This window comes from Paenibacillus cineris (assembly GCF_018333335.1).
Classification (GTDB): Bacteria; Bacillota; Bacilli; order Paenibacillales; family Paenibacillaceae; genus Paenibacillus_AQ; species Paenibacillus_AQ favisporus.
This window is the reverse complement of the sequence record NZ_BORU01000001.1, coordinates 436,367-452,704: the sequence shown is the minus strand read 5'-3', so window position 1 is coordinate 452,704 and position 16,338 is coordinate 436,367. Positions and strand designations below refer to the sequence as shown.

General features: G+C 54.9%; 11 protein-coding genes and 2 tRNA genes. 4 read left to right on the top strand and 9 right to left on the bottom strand.

The genetic code is table 11. From position 1 onward, the window contains the following. Positions 1-49 precede the first annotated feature (49 nt). The 4 genes from KI379_RS02525 to xylA all read right to left on the bottom strand — a co-directional run bounded on the left by KI379_RS02525 (position 50) and on the right by xylA (position 8,314). The gene (locus KI379_RS02525) at positions 50-2,083 is read right to left on the bottom strand and encodes a beta-galactosidase (RefSeq protein ID WP_212982690.1); all 2,034 of its coding nucleotides are present in this window, start codon (positions 2,081-2,083) and stop codon (positions 50-52) included. Between the two features lie 217 nt (positions 2,084-2,300). Continuing rightward, the gene (locus KI379_RS02520; RefSeq protein WP_212982689.1) at positions 2,301-4,709 is read right to left on the bottom strand and encodes a glycoside hydrolase family 95 protein; all 2,409 of its coding nucleotides are present in this window, start codon (positions 4,707-4,709) and stop codon (positions 2,301-2,303) included. 619 nt (positions 4,710-5,328) lie between these two features. Continuing rightward, positions 5,329-6,825, bottom strand: a complete 1,497-nt coding sequence (gene xylB / locus KI379_RS02515) for a xylulokinase (protein ID WP_212982688.1) — start codon at positions 6,823-6,825, stop codon at positions 5,329-5,331. A gap of 172 nt (positions 6,826-6,997) precedes the next feature. Beyond that, complete coding sequence (gene xylA, locus KI379_RS02510; RefSeq protein ID WP_076170725.1) at positions 6,998-8,314, bottom strand: xylose isomerase; 1,317 nt, start codon at positions 8,312-8,314, stop codon at positions 6,998-7,000. 188 nt (positions 8,315-8,502) lie between these two features. Between xylA and KI379_RS02505 the strand changes: the two genes are divergently transcribed. Together KI379_RS02505 and KI379_RS02500 are read left to right on the top strand one after the other, a co-directional pair. Beyond that, on the top strand, positions 8,503-9,666 hold the full coding sequence (locus KI379_RS02505; RefSeq protein WP_212982687.1) for an ROK family protein: 1,164 nt from the start codon (positions 8,503-8,505) through the stop codon (positions 9,664-9,666). Between the two features lie 217 nt (positions 9,667-9,883). Then, a complete protein-coding gene (locus KI379_RS02500) occupies positions 9,884-10,120 on the top strand; it encodes a hypothetical protein (RefSeq protein WP_089545715.1) in 237 nt (78 codons plus the stop codon). Between the two features lie 212 nt (positions 10,121-10,332). Here KI379_RS02500 and KI379_RS02495 read toward each other — a convergent pair. The 3 genes from KI379_RS02495 to KI379_RS02485 form a co-directional block, all read right to left on the bottom strand. Then, a tRNA-Gly gene (locus KI379_RS02495) sits at positions 10,333-10,406 on the bottom strand. Positions 10,407-10,471: 65 nt separating this feature from the next. Further along, positions 10,472-10,545, bottom strand: a tRNA-Pro gene (locus KI379_RS02490). 71 nt (positions 10,546-10,616) lie between these two features. Continuing rightward, positions 10,617-12,674 (bottom strand): putative bifunctional diguanylate cyclase/phosphodiesterase, encoded by a 2,058-nt coding sequence (locus KI379_RS02485; protein WP_244879175.1) that lies wholly within the window; start codon positions 12,672-12,674, stop codon positions 10,617-10,619. Between the two features lie 255 nt (positions 12,675-12,929). Here KI379_RS02485 and KI379_RS02480 point away from each other — a divergent pair, with 255 nt between their 5' ends. After that, positions 12,930-13,253 (top strand): YbjQ family protein, encoded by a 324-nt coding sequence (locus tag KI379_RS02480; protein WP_105445850.1) that lies wholly within the window; start codon positions 12,930-12,932, stop codon positions 13,251-13,253. An 8-nt stretch (positions 13,254-13,261) separates the two neighbouring features. After that, positions 13,262-13,504 carry a hypothetical protein gene (locus KI379_RS02475; RefSeq protein ID WP_076173228.1) on the top strand — a complete coding sequence of 81 codons (243 nt, stop codon included), beginning with the start codon at positions 13,262-13,264 and terminating at the stop codon, positions 13,502-13,504. Between the two features lie 66 nt (positions 13,505-13,570). Here KI379_RS02475 and KI379_RS02470 read toward each other — a convergent pair whose 3' ends face one another. After that, entirely contained in the window at positions 13,571-14,536 is a 966-nt protein-coding gene (locus KI379_RS02470) for an aldolase catalytic domain-containing protein (protein WP_076173229.1), read from the bottom strand. Between the two features lie 159 nt (positions 14,537-14,695). Further along, positions 14,696-16,240, bottom strand: coding sequence for a leucyl aminopeptidase (locus KI379_RS02465; protein WP_212982685.1), 1,545 nt, complete (start codon positions 16,238-16,240; stop codon positions 14,696-14,698). Between the last annotated feature and the right edge of the window lie 98 nt (positions 16,241-16,338).

The window sequence follows — 16,338 nt, the reverse complement described above, 5'->3', positions numbered from 1 at the left end:
AGCCTGCTTGTATTGGAATGGAACGTATTTTAGCCGCGATACCTTGTCTTTACTCTGCTTCCTCCAGAATCAGGACGCCGCGTCCCGGCACCTCGGCCGCTCCGTCTACGGTTACGCCGCTGAGAAGGTCCCGGCGTTTGACGTCCCCCGTGCGAACTGTCGCACTCTCCGCGTTATGGTTCAGCACGAACAGGAACGAGCGTCCATCTTTCACGCGGCGGGCAACCTCCACGCCGGCCGGAAGCTCCGGCACCAGCGGCTGAACGCCTTTCTCGGCGCAGACGGCCCCGAGAAAACCTTCCATGAAGTCGCTGTCCGCGCTGGTCGCCACATAGTACGCTTTGCCTTCACCAAAGCGGTTCACCGTGAGCGCAGGCATGCCTTTGTAGAAGTCCGAGCCATACTCGGCCAGCACTTCCGCGCCTTCGGCATGGATGAGATCAAACAGCATCTCGCATTTGTAGCTGCCCGTAAGCTTGCCGTACGGCTGCTTCATGACGATTTCATTGTACTGTCCGAGCGGCAGTGCGTCGATTTCCTCCGCCCAGATGCCGAGCAGCTTTCGGAGCTCGCCCGGATATCCGCCGAGGGTCACGAGATCGGTCTCGTTCACGATGCCGCTGAAGAACGTCGTAATAAACGTGCCGCCGGCAGCGGTGAACGCCTCCGACTTCTCGGCAAAGCCCGGCTTGACCATATACATAACCGGCGCGATCACGATGTCGTACTTGCTGAAGTCGGCTTGGGCGCTGATCATGTCCGCCTCGATGCCCTGCTTGAAGAGGGCGTCGTAAAACTTATGCACCTCGCGCACATAATTCAGCTCAACGGTCGGACCGCTCGAGAGCTCCATGGCCCACCGGTTTTCCCAGTCGTACACGATGCCAACCTTAGCTTCCGTCACCGCATCCAGCAGCGCGTCCCCAAGACGGCCCAGCTCCTCCCCGAGCTGCGCCACCTCACGGAATACCCGCGTATTCTCATGTCCGACGTGTTCAATGACGGCACCGTGGAACTTCTCGCAGGCGCCCTTGGAGCGCCGCATTTGGAAGAACATCACCGTATCCGCCCCGCGGGCAACGGCCTGATAGCTCCACAGGCGCATCACGCCGGGACGCTTGAGCGAGTTGTACGCCTGCCAGTTCTGCTGGCTCGGCGTCTGCTCCATCAGCATGAACGGCGCCCCGTGCTTCAGGCCGCGCATCAAGTCATGCGTCATGGCGGTTTCACTGACCGGCGTCGTCAGAGACGGATAGTTATCCCACGAGACGATATCCATATGCTTCGCCCAGTCGAAGTAGTTGAGCAGCGGGAACGTCCCCATCAGGTTGGTCGTGATCGGCACGTCCTTCGAATGCTCGCGGATCGCTTCCGCCTCAATGTTGTAGCATTCCAGCAAACTATCGGACATAAACCGGCGATAATCCAGGGAAATGCCCTGGAACGCGCTGACGTTGCCTTCGCCCTCCTCACTCAGTCCGTCCGGAAGCACGATTTCGTCCCAGTCGTAGAAAGTGTGGCCCCAAAAACGGGTGTTCCATGCTTCGTTGACGGCATCCAGGGTGCCGTAACGCTTTTGCAGCCAAACGCGGAATTCGGCGGCACAGTTGTCGCAGTAACAGAAACCGCCGTATTCATTGGATACGTGCCAAAGCAGCAGCGCCGGATGATCCTTGTAGCGCTCGGCGAGCTTGCCCGCCATCAAGCGGGAGTATTTGCGGTAAGTCGGGCTGTTCGGGCAGGAGTTATGTCTTCCGCCGAACTTTCTTTTCCGTCCGTAAAAATCGACACGGGTCACATCCGGATGCCGCTTGGCCATCCAGGCCGGATGCGCCCCGGTACTCGTCGCCAGTACGATGCCAACGCCGTCCTTGTGCAGACGGTCCATCGTTTCGTCGAGCCACCCGAAATCGTAAGTATCCTCGTCAGGCTGGTTCAGCGCCCAGGAAAAGACGTTGATCGTCGCCACGTCGATCCCGGCCAGCTTGAACATCCGCTGGTCCTCTTTCCATTCTTCCGGTCCCCACTGTTCAGGGTTATAATCTCCGCCGTACCAAATTTTAGGCAGTTTATCGTTAATCACGTACCCACTTCCTTTCTCTTGTTGAATCGCCGATAGCCCGTAACCTTAGTCCGTGACTTAGCCTGTAACTCTTAGCCCGTAACAAATAAAATGTCTTCTCCGGCTTCTTGTACCGTAAAAGGTTTCCCACGGTTTTTTCGGCCTTCTTCAGTTTTCTTAGGTTATCTTTCCGCTTCCTTCGGCTTCCTTAGCTTTCATTTCAGCCTCAGCCTCAGCTTCAACTCACCGATACCTTTTCCTTATCCCGCGGTGTAATTCGGTACGTTTCGCCTGCTGCCGTAATAAATCCGTCAGCCGGTAGCTCCTGCCCATCTGGTCCCTGCACCCGGTACAGGGAATGGTCCGCGATCCGGCAGGTCCCACCGTGCGTGGAGGTTATTCCTGCTTCCTTGATCGTTCCGGCGCTCCACTTCATGTCCACCACAAAGCCGCCTCGCGCCCGCAGACCTTTGGCTTCCCCTTCGTTCCAGGCTTCCGGCAGAGCCGGCAGCATCCGGATCTCGCCCTGGTGGCTTTGCAGCAGCGCTTCCGCAACGCCAGCCGCATAACCGAAATTGCCGTCAATCTGAAACGGCGGGTGGTTGCCGAACAGGTTCGGCAGGCTGGAGTCGCTGAGAATCCGCCGGATGGAGCGGTACACGTTCACCGGCTCCTTAAGCCGCGCGTACAGGTTAAAGATCCAGGCCGCACTCCAGCCCGTGTGCCCGCTTCCCGCCTCGATCCGCTTCTTCAGCGACGAGGAGGCGGCTTGCATCAGCTCCGGCGTATTCTCGTTTACGGCGTCTCCCGGGTACACTCCGTACAGATGGGATACATGCCGATGCCCCGGCTCATTCTCGCCGAAATCGCGCTCCCATTCCCGCATCCGCCCGTCCGGACCCATGCCGGGATGTGCCAGCCGCTCCCGTTTTGAAGACAGCTCCTGCCGGAAATCCTCATCAATCCCAAGCACTTCAGCTGCATTGATGCAGTGTCCGAACAGCTCGTCAATGAGCGCCATATCCATCGCCGATCCGGCAGCCGTACTGCAAGGCTCTCCCGATCCGGTCAGGAAGACGTTCTCCGGCGAAGTCGAGAGCCCCGTCGTCCATCTTCCGTCTGGCAGATGGACAAGCCAGTCCAAGCAGAACAAGGCGGCTCCTTTCATCAGTGGATACGCCACCTCCTGCAGGTAGGCCGCATCCGGCCGGAACGCATACCGTTCCCACAGATGTCTGGACAGCCACACGCCGCCCATCGGCCAGAACGCCCACATGGCCCGCCCATCCGAAGGCGTCGACATCCGCCACAAATCGGTGTTGTGATGAGCCGTCCAGCCTCTTGCACCGTAATGGATCGCCGCAGTCCGGCTGCCGGTGACGCTCAGTTCCCGGATCAAGTCGAAGAGCGGCTCATGGCATTCTCCCAGACCGCATACCTCAGCCGGCCAATAGTTCATTTCGGCATTAATGTTCGTCGTATAATTGCTGTTCCAAGGCGGCTGCTTGTGCGGATTCCAAATGCCCTGCAGGTTCAGCGCCTGCGTACCCGGACGCGAACCGGCAATCATTAAATAGCGTCCATAATGGAACAGCAGCGTTTCGAGGGCCGGATCGACTCCACCTTGGCGATACAGCTGCAGGCGCTCGTCCGTCGGCATTTCCGCTTCAGCCTGTGGCAGCTGTGGGCTCAGCCCCACCTGCAGGTCCACACAGTCAAACAGCGCGCGGTAATCATCCAAATGCCGCTGTTTCAGATGCAGGTAATCACTGTCTGCCGCGTCGGCATGTTCCCGGCACAAGCGTACCGGATCGATGCCGGATGCGCCCGGCATGACGTCAAAGCCTGCGAAATCGGTCGCCGCAGCCAACACAAAGGTGACCGTGCTCGCTTTTTCGATCCGCAGCCGCCCTTCTTCCGTCTGCACCTCTCCGTCGGTCCGCACCGTCAGCACGGCGGCAAACCGGAGTCCCTGTCCTTCTTCATAGAGAACCGACTGAGGATGATCCCCCAAGTAATTGTCCGCAACATGCGACGGCGCTTGTCCTGTCAGGATCAAAGACGCCGGCTCCGCGTTCACATCGCTGAGATGCAGAGAGGTGAGCCATGCCGTCAACGCCGGCAGCTCCGACTTCCCGGCCGAACCCCCGCTCTCTGTGGGCTCCGCCCGGAAATGGACGACGATAACCTCATCCGGCCGGCTTGCAAAAGCTTCGCGAATGACGCGTACCCCGCCGGTTTGAAAAGAAACCGACGCGACCGCATGCTCCAAATCCAGCTCCCGCACGTAATCGGTAATCTGATCCATGCGGCCAAAAGCAAAATGCAAATCGCCGAGCGGCTGGTAGGATTCCGTGCGTCGTCCCAGCATCCCGGCTTCGATCAGTGCCTCCGCTTCGGCATACCGACCCTCGGCGACCAATGCCTTGGCCGGCTCCAAATGCCGCAGGGCGTTATAATTAACCGTGTCCCGGGGAAATCCAGACCACAGCGTGTCCTCGTTCAATTGAATTTTCTCTTCTTCCGCCCCGCCGAACACCATGCCTCCCAGCCGTCCGTTTCCGATCGGCAGCGCTTCCTCCCACACGGAGGCCGGCTTGCGGTACCACAGCCTTTTATTGACGGCGCGTTTGCTGCTTTGCTCCACGTTTATCTCTCCCTTTATCCGCGATGAACGGTTGCTTCGAGCACCTTGCCGGACCGGCGGCCGAAGCGTGTGCTTTTATATCAGGCTGCCATAAAAACGTCTATCGACTTACCTTCAAAGAAGACAGACCGCTTCTAGAGGAGGTTTTTCTTGCGAGATCAGGAAGCAGAAGCTCCGAAACTTATACGTTCTGATCTCTGAAGAAAAACGTCTATCGACGTACCTTCAAAGGAGACAGACCGCTTCTAGAGGAGGTTTTTCTTGCGAGATCAGGAAGCAATGGCTCTGGAGTCTATACTTTCTGATCTCTTAAGAAATTACGGGAAGCCTGATGTATAGGATCAGACTTCCCGCCTTGTTTGCTTTTCAGCATTATAAATGAATGATCTTCAAAACGTTATGGCAGCACACGCCAAGCCGAACAGAGCCTTACGGTCCGCAGTCTCGGGTATTCCCCGCTATTTTTACCGCCAAATAGGCAAGGTACGAATGATCTACCCTTATTCTAAAGTTCTGAAAGCGATTGCAGTACCCCGAAAATTCGATAAAAAATCATGTCTAAATTAGACATTAAGCAGGGCTTTCCGCATCTCATCCGCGCAAGGGAGGCACCGGCTTCCTAGTTTCGGTAAGGAACCAGCTTGCGGTTCAGCTCGCGGGTTTGGCTGTATACTTCCTGATACAGGCTGAACAAGCCGCTGTACAATTCGGCCCGCTCCGCATTCGGCGCGTACGTTTTGGCCGGGCGGATGAACGCTTTCGCACAATCCGTCAGCGACGGGAACCAGCCGCAGCCGTATGCAGCGAGCATCGCCGCTCCCATAGCCGGGCCCTGCTCGCTTTCGAGCTTGATGATCGTCGCGTTAAAAATATCGGCCTGCATCTGCAGCCACGTTTCGTTCCGTGCACCGCCCCCAATGGCCACGACCTCATGGATCTCTTTGCCGGATTCGCGTACGATGTCGATCGATTCCCGAAGCGAGAACGTAATGCCTTCAAGCACTGCTCTGGCAAAATGGGAAAGCGTGTGGCCGGAGTCCATGCCGATAAAGCTTCCACGGATATCCGCGTCCGGATGCGGGGTTCGTTCCCCGGAAATGTACGGTGTGAAGAGCAAGCCGCTGCTGCCCGCAGGGATGGACCCGATGCCTTCAAGCAGCTCGTCGAAGCTTTTTTCCTTGGCGAACGTTTCCTTAAACCAGGTCAGGCTGTGACCGGCCGCAAGCGTAACGCCCATAACATAGTACGCGTCCTTTTCGCTGTGATTAAAGAAATGCAGCTTGCCGTCGACCTCCAGTTCCTTACGGCTTTCAAAAGAGAGGACGACGCCTGATGTGCCGATACTGCACATCGTTTGCCCTTCCTGCAAAATGCCCGCTCCGATGGCGCCGCAAGCATTGTCCGCTCCGCCCGCGAAGACCTTGGTCGACGGCAGCAGGCCAGACGCCTCGGCGATGTCAGGCAGCAGCGTGCCCGTTTGATCGAAGGATTCCACGAGCGGAGGACAAAGCGACAGCGGCAGATCAAATGCTGCGGCAATGTCCTGGCTCCACGTTTTGCCCGAGACATCCAGCAGCAGCGTGCCCGCAGCGTCGGAGTAATCCATCGCGTATTCGCCGGTGAGCCGGTATCTCACGTAATCCTTCGGCAGCAGGAATAAGCTGGCTTGGGATAGAATGTCCGGTTCGTTCTCCTGAACCCACAAAATTTTAGGCAGCGTAAAGCCTTCCAAAGCACGGTTTTTGGCAATACTGAGCAGCTTCGATTCCAGCGTGTTCTCGATCTTCCGGCACTGTGCCGTCGTACGCGTGTCGTTCCACAGAATGGCCGGACGCAGCACCTTGCCTTCCGCATCCACCAGCACGAGGCCGTGCATTTGGCCGGAGAAGCTGAGGCCCTCCACTTCCTGCGCGTCGGCACCCGACTTTTCCATCAGTCTGCGGAGACTGACCAGCGTCTTGTCCACCCAATCCTCCGGATTCTGCTCGCTCCAGCCCGGCTCAGGTCTGCTCAGCGGGTAAGCTTCAGAGTGCTCGTGCACGACTTCTCCCTGGGGATTCACCAGTACCGTCTTGACGGCGCTTGTTCCCAAATCAACACCAATAACGTATTTCATACTTTTTCCTCCTGTATGGATCGAATGGACATCAACGACTAACCAAGGATGTTCCGCATGGAAATCCGGTTCAAAAAAAGGCTGCCCGAAGAAGCTTTCTTCAGGCAACCTTCGTTGCATTTCAAAGAGATTTCAAGATCGGTTTTGTAACAGCTGTGCCTGATGCTTGCTTCTACTCAGCCAGGATGTACTGGTTCAACTGAGCTTTCAGCAGCTCTTGGCGGCTGGACTCGTTGCGGCGCGGATTTTCATTGTTCAGCGCATACTCGGCCAGGGAAGCCAGGGTCGCTTTGCCGGATACGACGTCTGCGCCGATGCCTTCCTTGAAGCTGGCGTAGCGCTTGTCGATGAAGTCGTCGAACACGCGATCTTCGATCAGCTTAGCGGCTACCTTCAAGCCTTTTGCGTAAGTATCCATACCTGCGATATGCGCCAGGAACAGATCTTCCGGTTCAAACGACTGACGGCGTACTTTGGCGTCGAAGTTAATGCCGCCTTTGCCAAGACCGTCGTTCTTCAGCACTTCATACAGCGTAAGCGTGGAATCGTAAATGTTCAGCGGGAACTCGTCGGTATCCCAGCCGAGCAGCATGTCGCCTTGGTTGGCGTCCAGGGATCCGAGCATACCGTTGATACGGGCTACACGAAGCTCGTGCTCGAACGTGTGTCCGGCCAGCGTTGCATGGTTGGCTTCCAGGTTCAGCTTGAAGTGCTTGTCGAGATCGTATTTTTGCAGGAACGAAATCGTCGTCGCCGCATCAAAGTCGTACTGATGCTTTGTCGGCTCCTTCGGTTTTGGTTCGATCAGGAACTGAGCGTCAAAGCCGATTTCCTTCGCATAATCCACAGCCATGTGGAACAGGCGGGCCATGTTGTCCATTTCAAGCTTGAGGTCCGTATTCAGCAGGGTTTCATACCCTTCGCGTCCGCCCCAGAATACGTAGTTTTCCGCACCGAGCTGTTTGCCGACTTCGAGGCCTTTTTTGACTTGGGCTGCAGCATGGGCATACACGTCCGCGTTGCAAGTAGAACCGGCACCGTGCATGTAGCGTGGGTTTGTGAACATGTTGGCTGTGTTCCACAGCAGCTTCTTGCCGGAGGTCTTCATGCCTTGGCCGATCAGGTCGACGATCGTGTCGATGTTGCTGTAGAACTCACGCAGGCTGCTTCCTTCCGGTGCGATGTCGATATCGTGGAAGCAGAAGAACTGCAGATTCATTTTGTCCAAAAATTCAAAAGCGGCTTCCACACGGGCTTTGGCCTTGTCCATGCCGTCGTATTTGTCCCAACTGCGGACAGCGGTCTCTACGCCGAACGGATCGGAACCACCGGCAGTCAGCGTATGCCAGTAAGCCATCGCAAAGCGAAGATGCTCTTCCATCGTTTTGCCTGCTACCACTTCTTGCGGGTTATAAAATTTGAACGCGTACGGATTGGTCGAACGGCTTCCTTCATAAGCGATCTTCCCAACGTTCTCAAAGTATGCCATGTATAATCCTCCTCAAAATTTGCTTGTCGCAAACGTTTACAGGAACATAGTAACACATCAGACCGACTTTGTATATTGGTTAAACAAAGTTTTTTTAAAAAGTTGATTTCGGGTTGCTTTTTGCCGCGGATGGCTCTAGACTAATTGATTATGTGCTAATGGGATAACTTGAAGGATGTGCGATATACATGAAAGTCACCGGCGACCAGGCTCTGGTCAAAAAAATAAACCGCTCGCTTGTGCTTCACACGATCCGCAAGCATTCCTCCACCCTCTCCAGAGCCCGGGTATCGGAAATGACCGGTCTGAACAAGGCGACCGTCTCCAATTTGGTAGCCGAGCTGTGCGAACAGCAGCTGGTCACCGAGGTCGGGCCGGGCAAGTCCAGCGGTGGGCGTAAGCCGCTGCTGCTGCATTTTAACGCGATGGCCGGCACCGTCATCGGCATTGAGCTGCGGGTGAAGCAGCTGACGGCCGTGCTGTGCGACCTGGGAGGCAACGTACTGGAGGAGCGCGATCATACGCTTGCGCGTCACGATTTGTCTTATGTGCTTGAAGCAATGAAGAAGGTGATCTCGAGTCTTATGGAAGCGGCTCCGAACACGCCATACGGCACCGTCGGGATCGGGGTCGGCGTGCCCGGCATGGTGGATGAGAACGGGATCGTTTTATTTGCTCCCAACCTCGGCTGGGAAATGGTTCATTTGCGCCAGCTGCTGGAGGAAGCCTTTTCGGTGCCTGTCACAATTGATAACGAAGCTAATGCCGGGGCGCAGGGTGAGCTGAACTTCGGCGCGGCAAAGGATGTGCGCCACCTGCTCTATATCAGTGCTGGCTCGGGTATCGGTTCGGGTATTATCATCGGCGGGGAGCTGTACAAGGGTGCACGGGGGTACGCCGGAGAGACCGGCCATATGTGCATCGAAGCCGACGGAAGGCCTTGCACCTGTGGAAGCCGGGGCTGCTGGGAGCTCTACGCCTCGGAGAAAACGTACGATACGGCCGGCACTGCCTTGCCGGCCCACAATACGCCGGAGCTGGTGCGCCTGGCTTCCGAGGGAAACGAGGCTGCCCGGGAACAATTCGCCCAGATGGGCAAATATTTGGGCATCGGCGTAACCAACCTCATCAACAGCTTCAATCCCGAGCTCATCGTGATCGGCGGGGCGCTGTCCGAAGCCCGGGATTGGCTGGCCGGGCCGATGCAGGCGGTCGTCGCGGAGCGGACGCTGCCTTATCATAAGCAGCAGCTCGAGATCACCTTCTCCCGGCTTGGCAGCCGGGGAACGATGATCGGCGCAGGCTTCGCCGCCGTCATGCATTTTCTTGGCCACGCGCGCGTCACGCTGTAATCGAGGGGTATACAAAAGGCCGGAGATCCATGGATCTCCGGCCCTTTTTATCTATGGTGCGGGGTCATCGCCCGCACGGACGGTAATCGACATCCCGATCGAACAGCGAGCCTTTGCCTCGCCCTCAACTAGAAGTTGACGCGCGTCCTGTAGAAGCATGTAAGAAGCTAATTTTTATAATATCCAGATTACTCTAAAGCTCGTAGGATGGTGTCATATGGAGGTGGAGATGTTGAACAATAAAAACATTAAACTCAGGATTGTTTGGATTATTCCAAACGTTTTTATGTATCTTCTTTTTATAGGTGTTGGAACCTTTGTACTTATTAATGCAGATGGGCTAAGAGATATCAATCGACTTGGCATTTGGGTATTCATGCTGCTTCTTATACTATTTGCAGCCTTGTTTGGTTCATATCGAATTTGGACTTGGATAAAGCAGGGAAAAATATAGCATAAAAAAAGAGAGCCTGCACGGACGGTACTCAACATCTCCACCCAACAGCGAGCCTTCCGGCTCGCCACTAAGGTAGATGTTGACGCGCGTCCTGAACGGGCTCCTTCGTAGATGCCTGCACGGACGGTCGCACCCTCGCGCGTGGGTTCTCTCCCACACAACCGCTCAACAACAAAAAAACGCCTTCCGGCGTTACCTTTTTTTGTTTATGGAGCGGGTGATGGGAATCGAACCCACGCTATCAGCTTGGAAGGCTGAAGTTCTACCATTGAACTACACCCGCATATCACCTGTAAAAGCAAAGCCGCCAAGGCGAATCTCGTACTTTCTCAGGGTGAATGTCTAGTATCGGGATGACACGATTCGAACATGCGACCCCCTGGTCCCAAACCAGGTGCTCTACCAAGCTGAGCTACATCCCGTTGCATAGATATATCATCTTGTGAAGACAAGAAATAATATACCACGGATGCCGCGGGATTGCAATACTTTTTTAATTCAGCAGAAAGGCCCGTTCGAAATCCTCCGGCGAAATCGGCTTGCTGAAATAGTAGCCTTGTCCCTCGTGGCAGCGCTGCTCTTTCAAGAAATGGAGCTGCTCCTCATTCTCTACGCCTTCGGCCGTTACCTTGAGCTGCAGATGATGCGCCATCGATGCGATCGTGGAGACGATCGCCGCATCGTTATGGTCGCTCATCACTTCGTGGACGAAGGAACGGTCGATTTTCAGCCGGTCGATCGGCATGTTTTTCAAGTAATGCAGCGAGCTGTACCCCGTCCCGAAGTCATCGATACTGATGAAGACGCCGAGCTGCTTCAAGCGCCGAAGCTGGTCAAAGGCCGTCTCCTTGTCAAACGTCATGCTTTCCGTAATTTCCAGCTCGACATACTTCGGATCCAAGCCGATTTCCTCCAGGATGGACCCGATGCGTTCAGCCAGCTGGGGCTGGAGAAACTGGCGCATGGATAGATTAATCGATACGCAGATCGGCTTATACCCCGCCTGCTGCCATCTTTTATTCTGCATGCACGCCGTGCGGAGAACCCATTCGCCAAGAGGAACAATCAGACCGCTTTCCTCTGCCAGCGGAATGAATTCGGCCGGCGAAACGAATCCCCGTTTCGGATGCCGCCAGCGCAGCAGCGCCTCCATGCCGACGATCTCGCTGCTCTCCAAATGAACGAGCGGCTGGTACTCCAAGTAAAACTCTTCCCGCTCGATCGCTTTACGCAGGTCGTTCTCCAAGCGGAGCCGCTCCTTCGCCTTCATCTGCATGGATGGGACAAAGTGACGGACGTCGACCCCATAGTCTTTGGCATGATGAACGGCGGTGTCCGCATGCTGAATCAGCTCTTCGGCCGTGTCTCCATCCTGCGGAAAGACCGCCATCCCTGCGCAGAGCGTGATATGATAATCGTTTTCCTCGATGACGACGGGCTTTTCAAAGAGCTTCAGCAAATAGCGGATTCGCTCCATCCCCTCTTCCACGCCGGCAAGCGCAGGCAGAATGATGGCGAACTCATCGGCGCCCATACTGAACACTTCCTCCCTGGACCGGGTGTTCCGTTTGAGGCGGTCGCCGACAAGCTGCAGAATCCGGTCCCCCGCCTGATGCCCAAGGGAGTCATTGATATTTTTGAAGCGGTTGACGTTAAAAACGACGACCCCTGTCATTTCATGTCCCGCATTTTTGATTTTACTGGAGATGCGCTGAGTCAACCGGCGTTTGTTCGGAAGTCCCGTCAGGTCATCATGAAACGCCAGATAGTTCATCCGCGCCTCCACCCGCTGTTGTTCCCGGAATGGATCCTCGATCGTCAGGCGGTAAACCCCTTTGAGCATCAGATAGTAAGCCACACCTCCGGAAAGGGTGCCAAGCAGGTAATCCCACTGGTACGTATGATTCGCCGTCATCATCAGCCCCTGTCCGAGAGCGGAGTAAATCAGCGCCCGGATAATAATAAGCAGCGATGGGGCCCGGTCCTTTTTGCCCCGGTACATGATCGATCCGATGCCAATCAGGCATACCGCAATAATCACCAGGTCCAAATATTTCTTCAGCCAATTGATGCTGCCATGGTTCATCAGCAAAGGAAGTTTCTGATGCCACAGGAAGAAGGCAAGCACACCAAATACGATCACGGCCGACGTGATCATAAATGCGAAGCGTTTATGGGTAATCGACACCATCGTGTCTTTCAGATTATAAATCGACAGAAGCCCGAGAGCGCACGCCCCCTTGGAGATGATAAGCAGCCACAGGGCATCGTCCTGGTTTAATGCATAGCCGAATAGAGGAATTCCGAGCAAGCTGACCGTCTGCAAAAAGTCAAACACAGCCAGAGACAAAAACAGCGCAGCCGTATACAGCCTATGCCGCGACAGTTTGTGCGAAAATAACAGCCATCCCTGGGCGAACACGGCAAAGCTGACAGCTACGCTGCTCCAGCCGGCGAGGACATAAACCGTCTTGAACCAGCCGGCGCCATCATTACTGTATAAAAATGCAGTTTGAACGATCTGAACCGCAACAAAAAACAAGATTCCCACCAAGGCCGTCCTGATTGTTCGTCTTTTCTCTACTCTGGTATGCATGCAGTCCTCTGACCCCCGGGCTTTTTCTGAAATATTTATATATGAATTTCATGCTAAATAATTCCACGTTTATGCCGACATTCCTGCTAACATTAGACAATAATTTTGCATTGGGGCCATCGTTCGACATGAGTCGTTTTGCAAAAAAATGAATCCTCATCCTCCTTCATCCGTATTGTAGATTATAATACCTAAGGGGTGTGGCATTGTATGATCATTACAACAACCGAAAATGTAGCCAATCATGAAATTATCGAAGTACTCGGCACCACGTTTGGAGTCGTCGTTAGAGCCAGAGGCATCGGCGGGGACATTATGGCTTCCCTCAAGGGCCTTGTCGGCGGCGAGGTGAAGCAGTACACCCAGATGATTGAGGATGCGCGGCGGCAGGCGGTGGACCGGATGGTGCAGAACGCGCATGCCATGGGCGGTGACGCCATCGTGATGATGCGCTTTGACAGCGGGGATATCGGCAATAACATGAGCGAAATTGTTGCCTACGGCACGGTCGTTAGAACCCGTCCTGTTAGCTGATGGGAGGTATGGTCATTATTCTGCTCATATACGCCTTGGAGCTGGTCGCTTTTCTGCTGCTGTTATGGGTAAGCTGGCGCTTCTTCGACAAGAGATACCGCCGCAGGGACGACAGCGGGGGCAGCAGGGACATCATGAACGGATCGTTTACGCCGACTTCCGAAGTATTTATTGACCCGAAAGACGGTCATAAATACCAGGTCTATTATAATCACCGAACCGGTGAGCGCGAATATATCAGACTCGATTGAAGCCAAAAAAGGGCTGCCCGTACTTGTGACGGGCAGCCCTTTTTCTAATGAACCAAATGAAGCGGTTTACTTGTGTTTCGGATCAAAGTTGACTTCCGGAGTCGTCAGCTTGTCGTAGAAATCCACGTACTTGTCCTTATCCTCCGATGCCCGGAGCGCCATGGCGGAACGTGGATGCTCCCCCAGCGTTCCCGTAACCATGTAAGGAATCAGGTAGCCCCATTCCTCCTTCTCACGAAGCGGAATCATCAGGCGTTCGATCAAATCCAGCACCGGACGAAGGTTGTAATGGGTATTTTTCAGATGGGTGACGAGCAGCTCGGTCGGGCAGTTGCCAGCCGCGCGGCCCATTCCGTATACAGACGCATCCAGCAGCTCCACGCCCAGCTCCGCGGCGGTCAGCGTGTTGGAGAAGGCCAGCTGCATATTGTTATGCGTATGAACGCCAAGGCGCTTGTTCGGCAGGTGCTTCTTGAACTTCTCGACCAAGTACTCCATGTCCTTGTGGTCAAGGCTTCCATAGGAGTCGACGATATAGACGACATCGACCACACTCTCCCGGATCATTTCGAAGGCTTCCAGCAGCTCGTTCTCCATGACGTTGGACAAAGCCATAATATTCAGCGTCGTTTCGTAACCGCGTTCATGGAACGTCTGCACCAGCTCCAGCGCTTTATCCACGTCCTTGATGTAGCAAGCAACACGGATCAAATCGAGCATGCTCTCTTCGCGCGGCAAAATATCATTCTCATCGACACGGCCGATATCCACGAGGGCGGACAGCTTGGTTTTGCCCTTCTGGGGGATCACTTCACGCAGGAAGGAATCGTCCAAAAAGCGCCAAGGTCCGGCAGAATCGGCGCCCTTCAGCAGTTTGGGTGAATTTTTGTAGCCGATTTCCATATAGTCAACACCGGCCTCATTCAGTCCGGCGTATAAAGTTTGTACAAATTCGACGCTGAAGTCCCAGTTATTAACCAGTCCCCCATCGCGAATCGTGCAATCGACAATTTTACAAGGGTTCGTTTTCATCCAACAAGCTTCTCCTTCCGGCATAAAATTTATTCCTTCATCATACTTGAAGGTGACCAGAAAAGTAAAGGTTAATTGTCCGGACGGTTATGACCGCGAAATGACGGCATACGAAATAAAGCGGCTATCCGCTCAGGATTCCGCTTTACGTTCATGGTCTTATGAGGATGCCGCTTGCGACAAAATCCACTCCAGCAGGGTCCGGACCATCACCCCGGTGCCTCCCTTCGGATTCACACCCCGCTCTTTTTGGGCATAGGCCGTTCCGGCGATATCGAGATGAACCCACGGAAGCCCTTCGGCAAAGGTTCCGATAAACAGGCCTGCCGTAATCGCAGCCCCCCTGCCTCCGGTGCTGTTGCGAATGTCCGCCACGTCGCTTTTGAGCATATCCCAAAATTCCTTGTAAGCAGGAAGCGGCCATACTTTTTCACCGGATCTTTTCGAAGCGAGGATAAGCTCCTGGAGAAAAGTGTCATCGTTCGTTACCGCTCCAGTCGCCACATCCCCTAAAGCCGTCACGACGGCGCCTGTGAGCGTCGCCACATCGATGAGACGGACCGCTCCGAGCTGTCTGGCATAAGTCATGCCGTCGGCGAGCACCACTCTGCCTTCCGCATCGGTGTTCAGCACCTCGATCGTCCGCCCGCTGAACGACCGGATCACATCCCCCGGCTTAAAGGCACCGCCTCCAGGCATGTTCTCGGCACTCGGAATGACAGCCACAACGTTCACCTTCGGCTTCAGCGTTCCAAGTGCGTTCATGACACCCAGCACCGCAGCGGCTCCGGCCATATCGCTGATCATCTCTTCCATACCGAGCCGCTTCTTCAGAGAGATGCCCCCGGTATCGAACGTAATGCCTTTGCCGACAAGCCCTATAACGTCATCCCAGCTGTCCCTTCCTTGATACTTTATCACGATCATCCGCGGAGGTTGAATGCTCCCCTGGCCAACCGAGAGCAATCCACCCATGCCGAGCGCTTTTTGCTCTTCGACATCCAGCGTGTGTGATTCCATGCCATGCTTCCGGGCAATCCGCTGCGCATGCTTCGCCAGATCTTCTGGAACCAGCATATTCCCAGGGAGATTCGTTAAATCCCGCGCCAAACAGGTAGCTTCGGCCGCCGCTTTCCCACGGACAATGCCTTGACGCCATTCTTCAGCTTCCCGGGGATCCGCGTTTCCTTTTCGAAAAAGCACCAGCTCTTTAATTCCAGGGTACGTCGGATGGTTTCGTTTGTACTGCTTGATCCGGTATGCGCCCAGAATGAACCCTTCGGTTATTGCCTGGGCCGCAGTTATCGTGTTCTGTTCCGCAGTAAATCGCATCATGGTGATCGGCACTTCCCATGCCAGGCTTTGGGCTTGGATTTTGAGCGCGGTTTTAGCCGCCTGGGCGGCAGCAAGCCTGAGTTCTTCGGAGGTCAGCGGACGTTCGCCGATCCCGACTAGAATAACGGCGCGATGGCCGCTTGAATCAGGCACTGGCAGTGCGTGGATTTGATTGAAGGCAGCACCGAACAGGCGGCTGTCCCTGAGCTGCTGCACAATGGGTGCAAGACTGGGAGAAAGTGCGTTATCCTCAAAGTCCTTTTGGGAAACCATAACAACAAGCGCATCCATACTGAGCTGAGCAGCTTCCGTATGATCCTTCCATGTGACCGTAATATCTTGTCCTTCGGAAAACGGATGTCCATTCATCGGCGTCATCTTCCTTTGTCTTCAAGTTTTCGGACGATAGTCATATATATTATTCCACCGTTGTCCAAAGCAACTCCAAAGACAAAATGTTCCTGCTG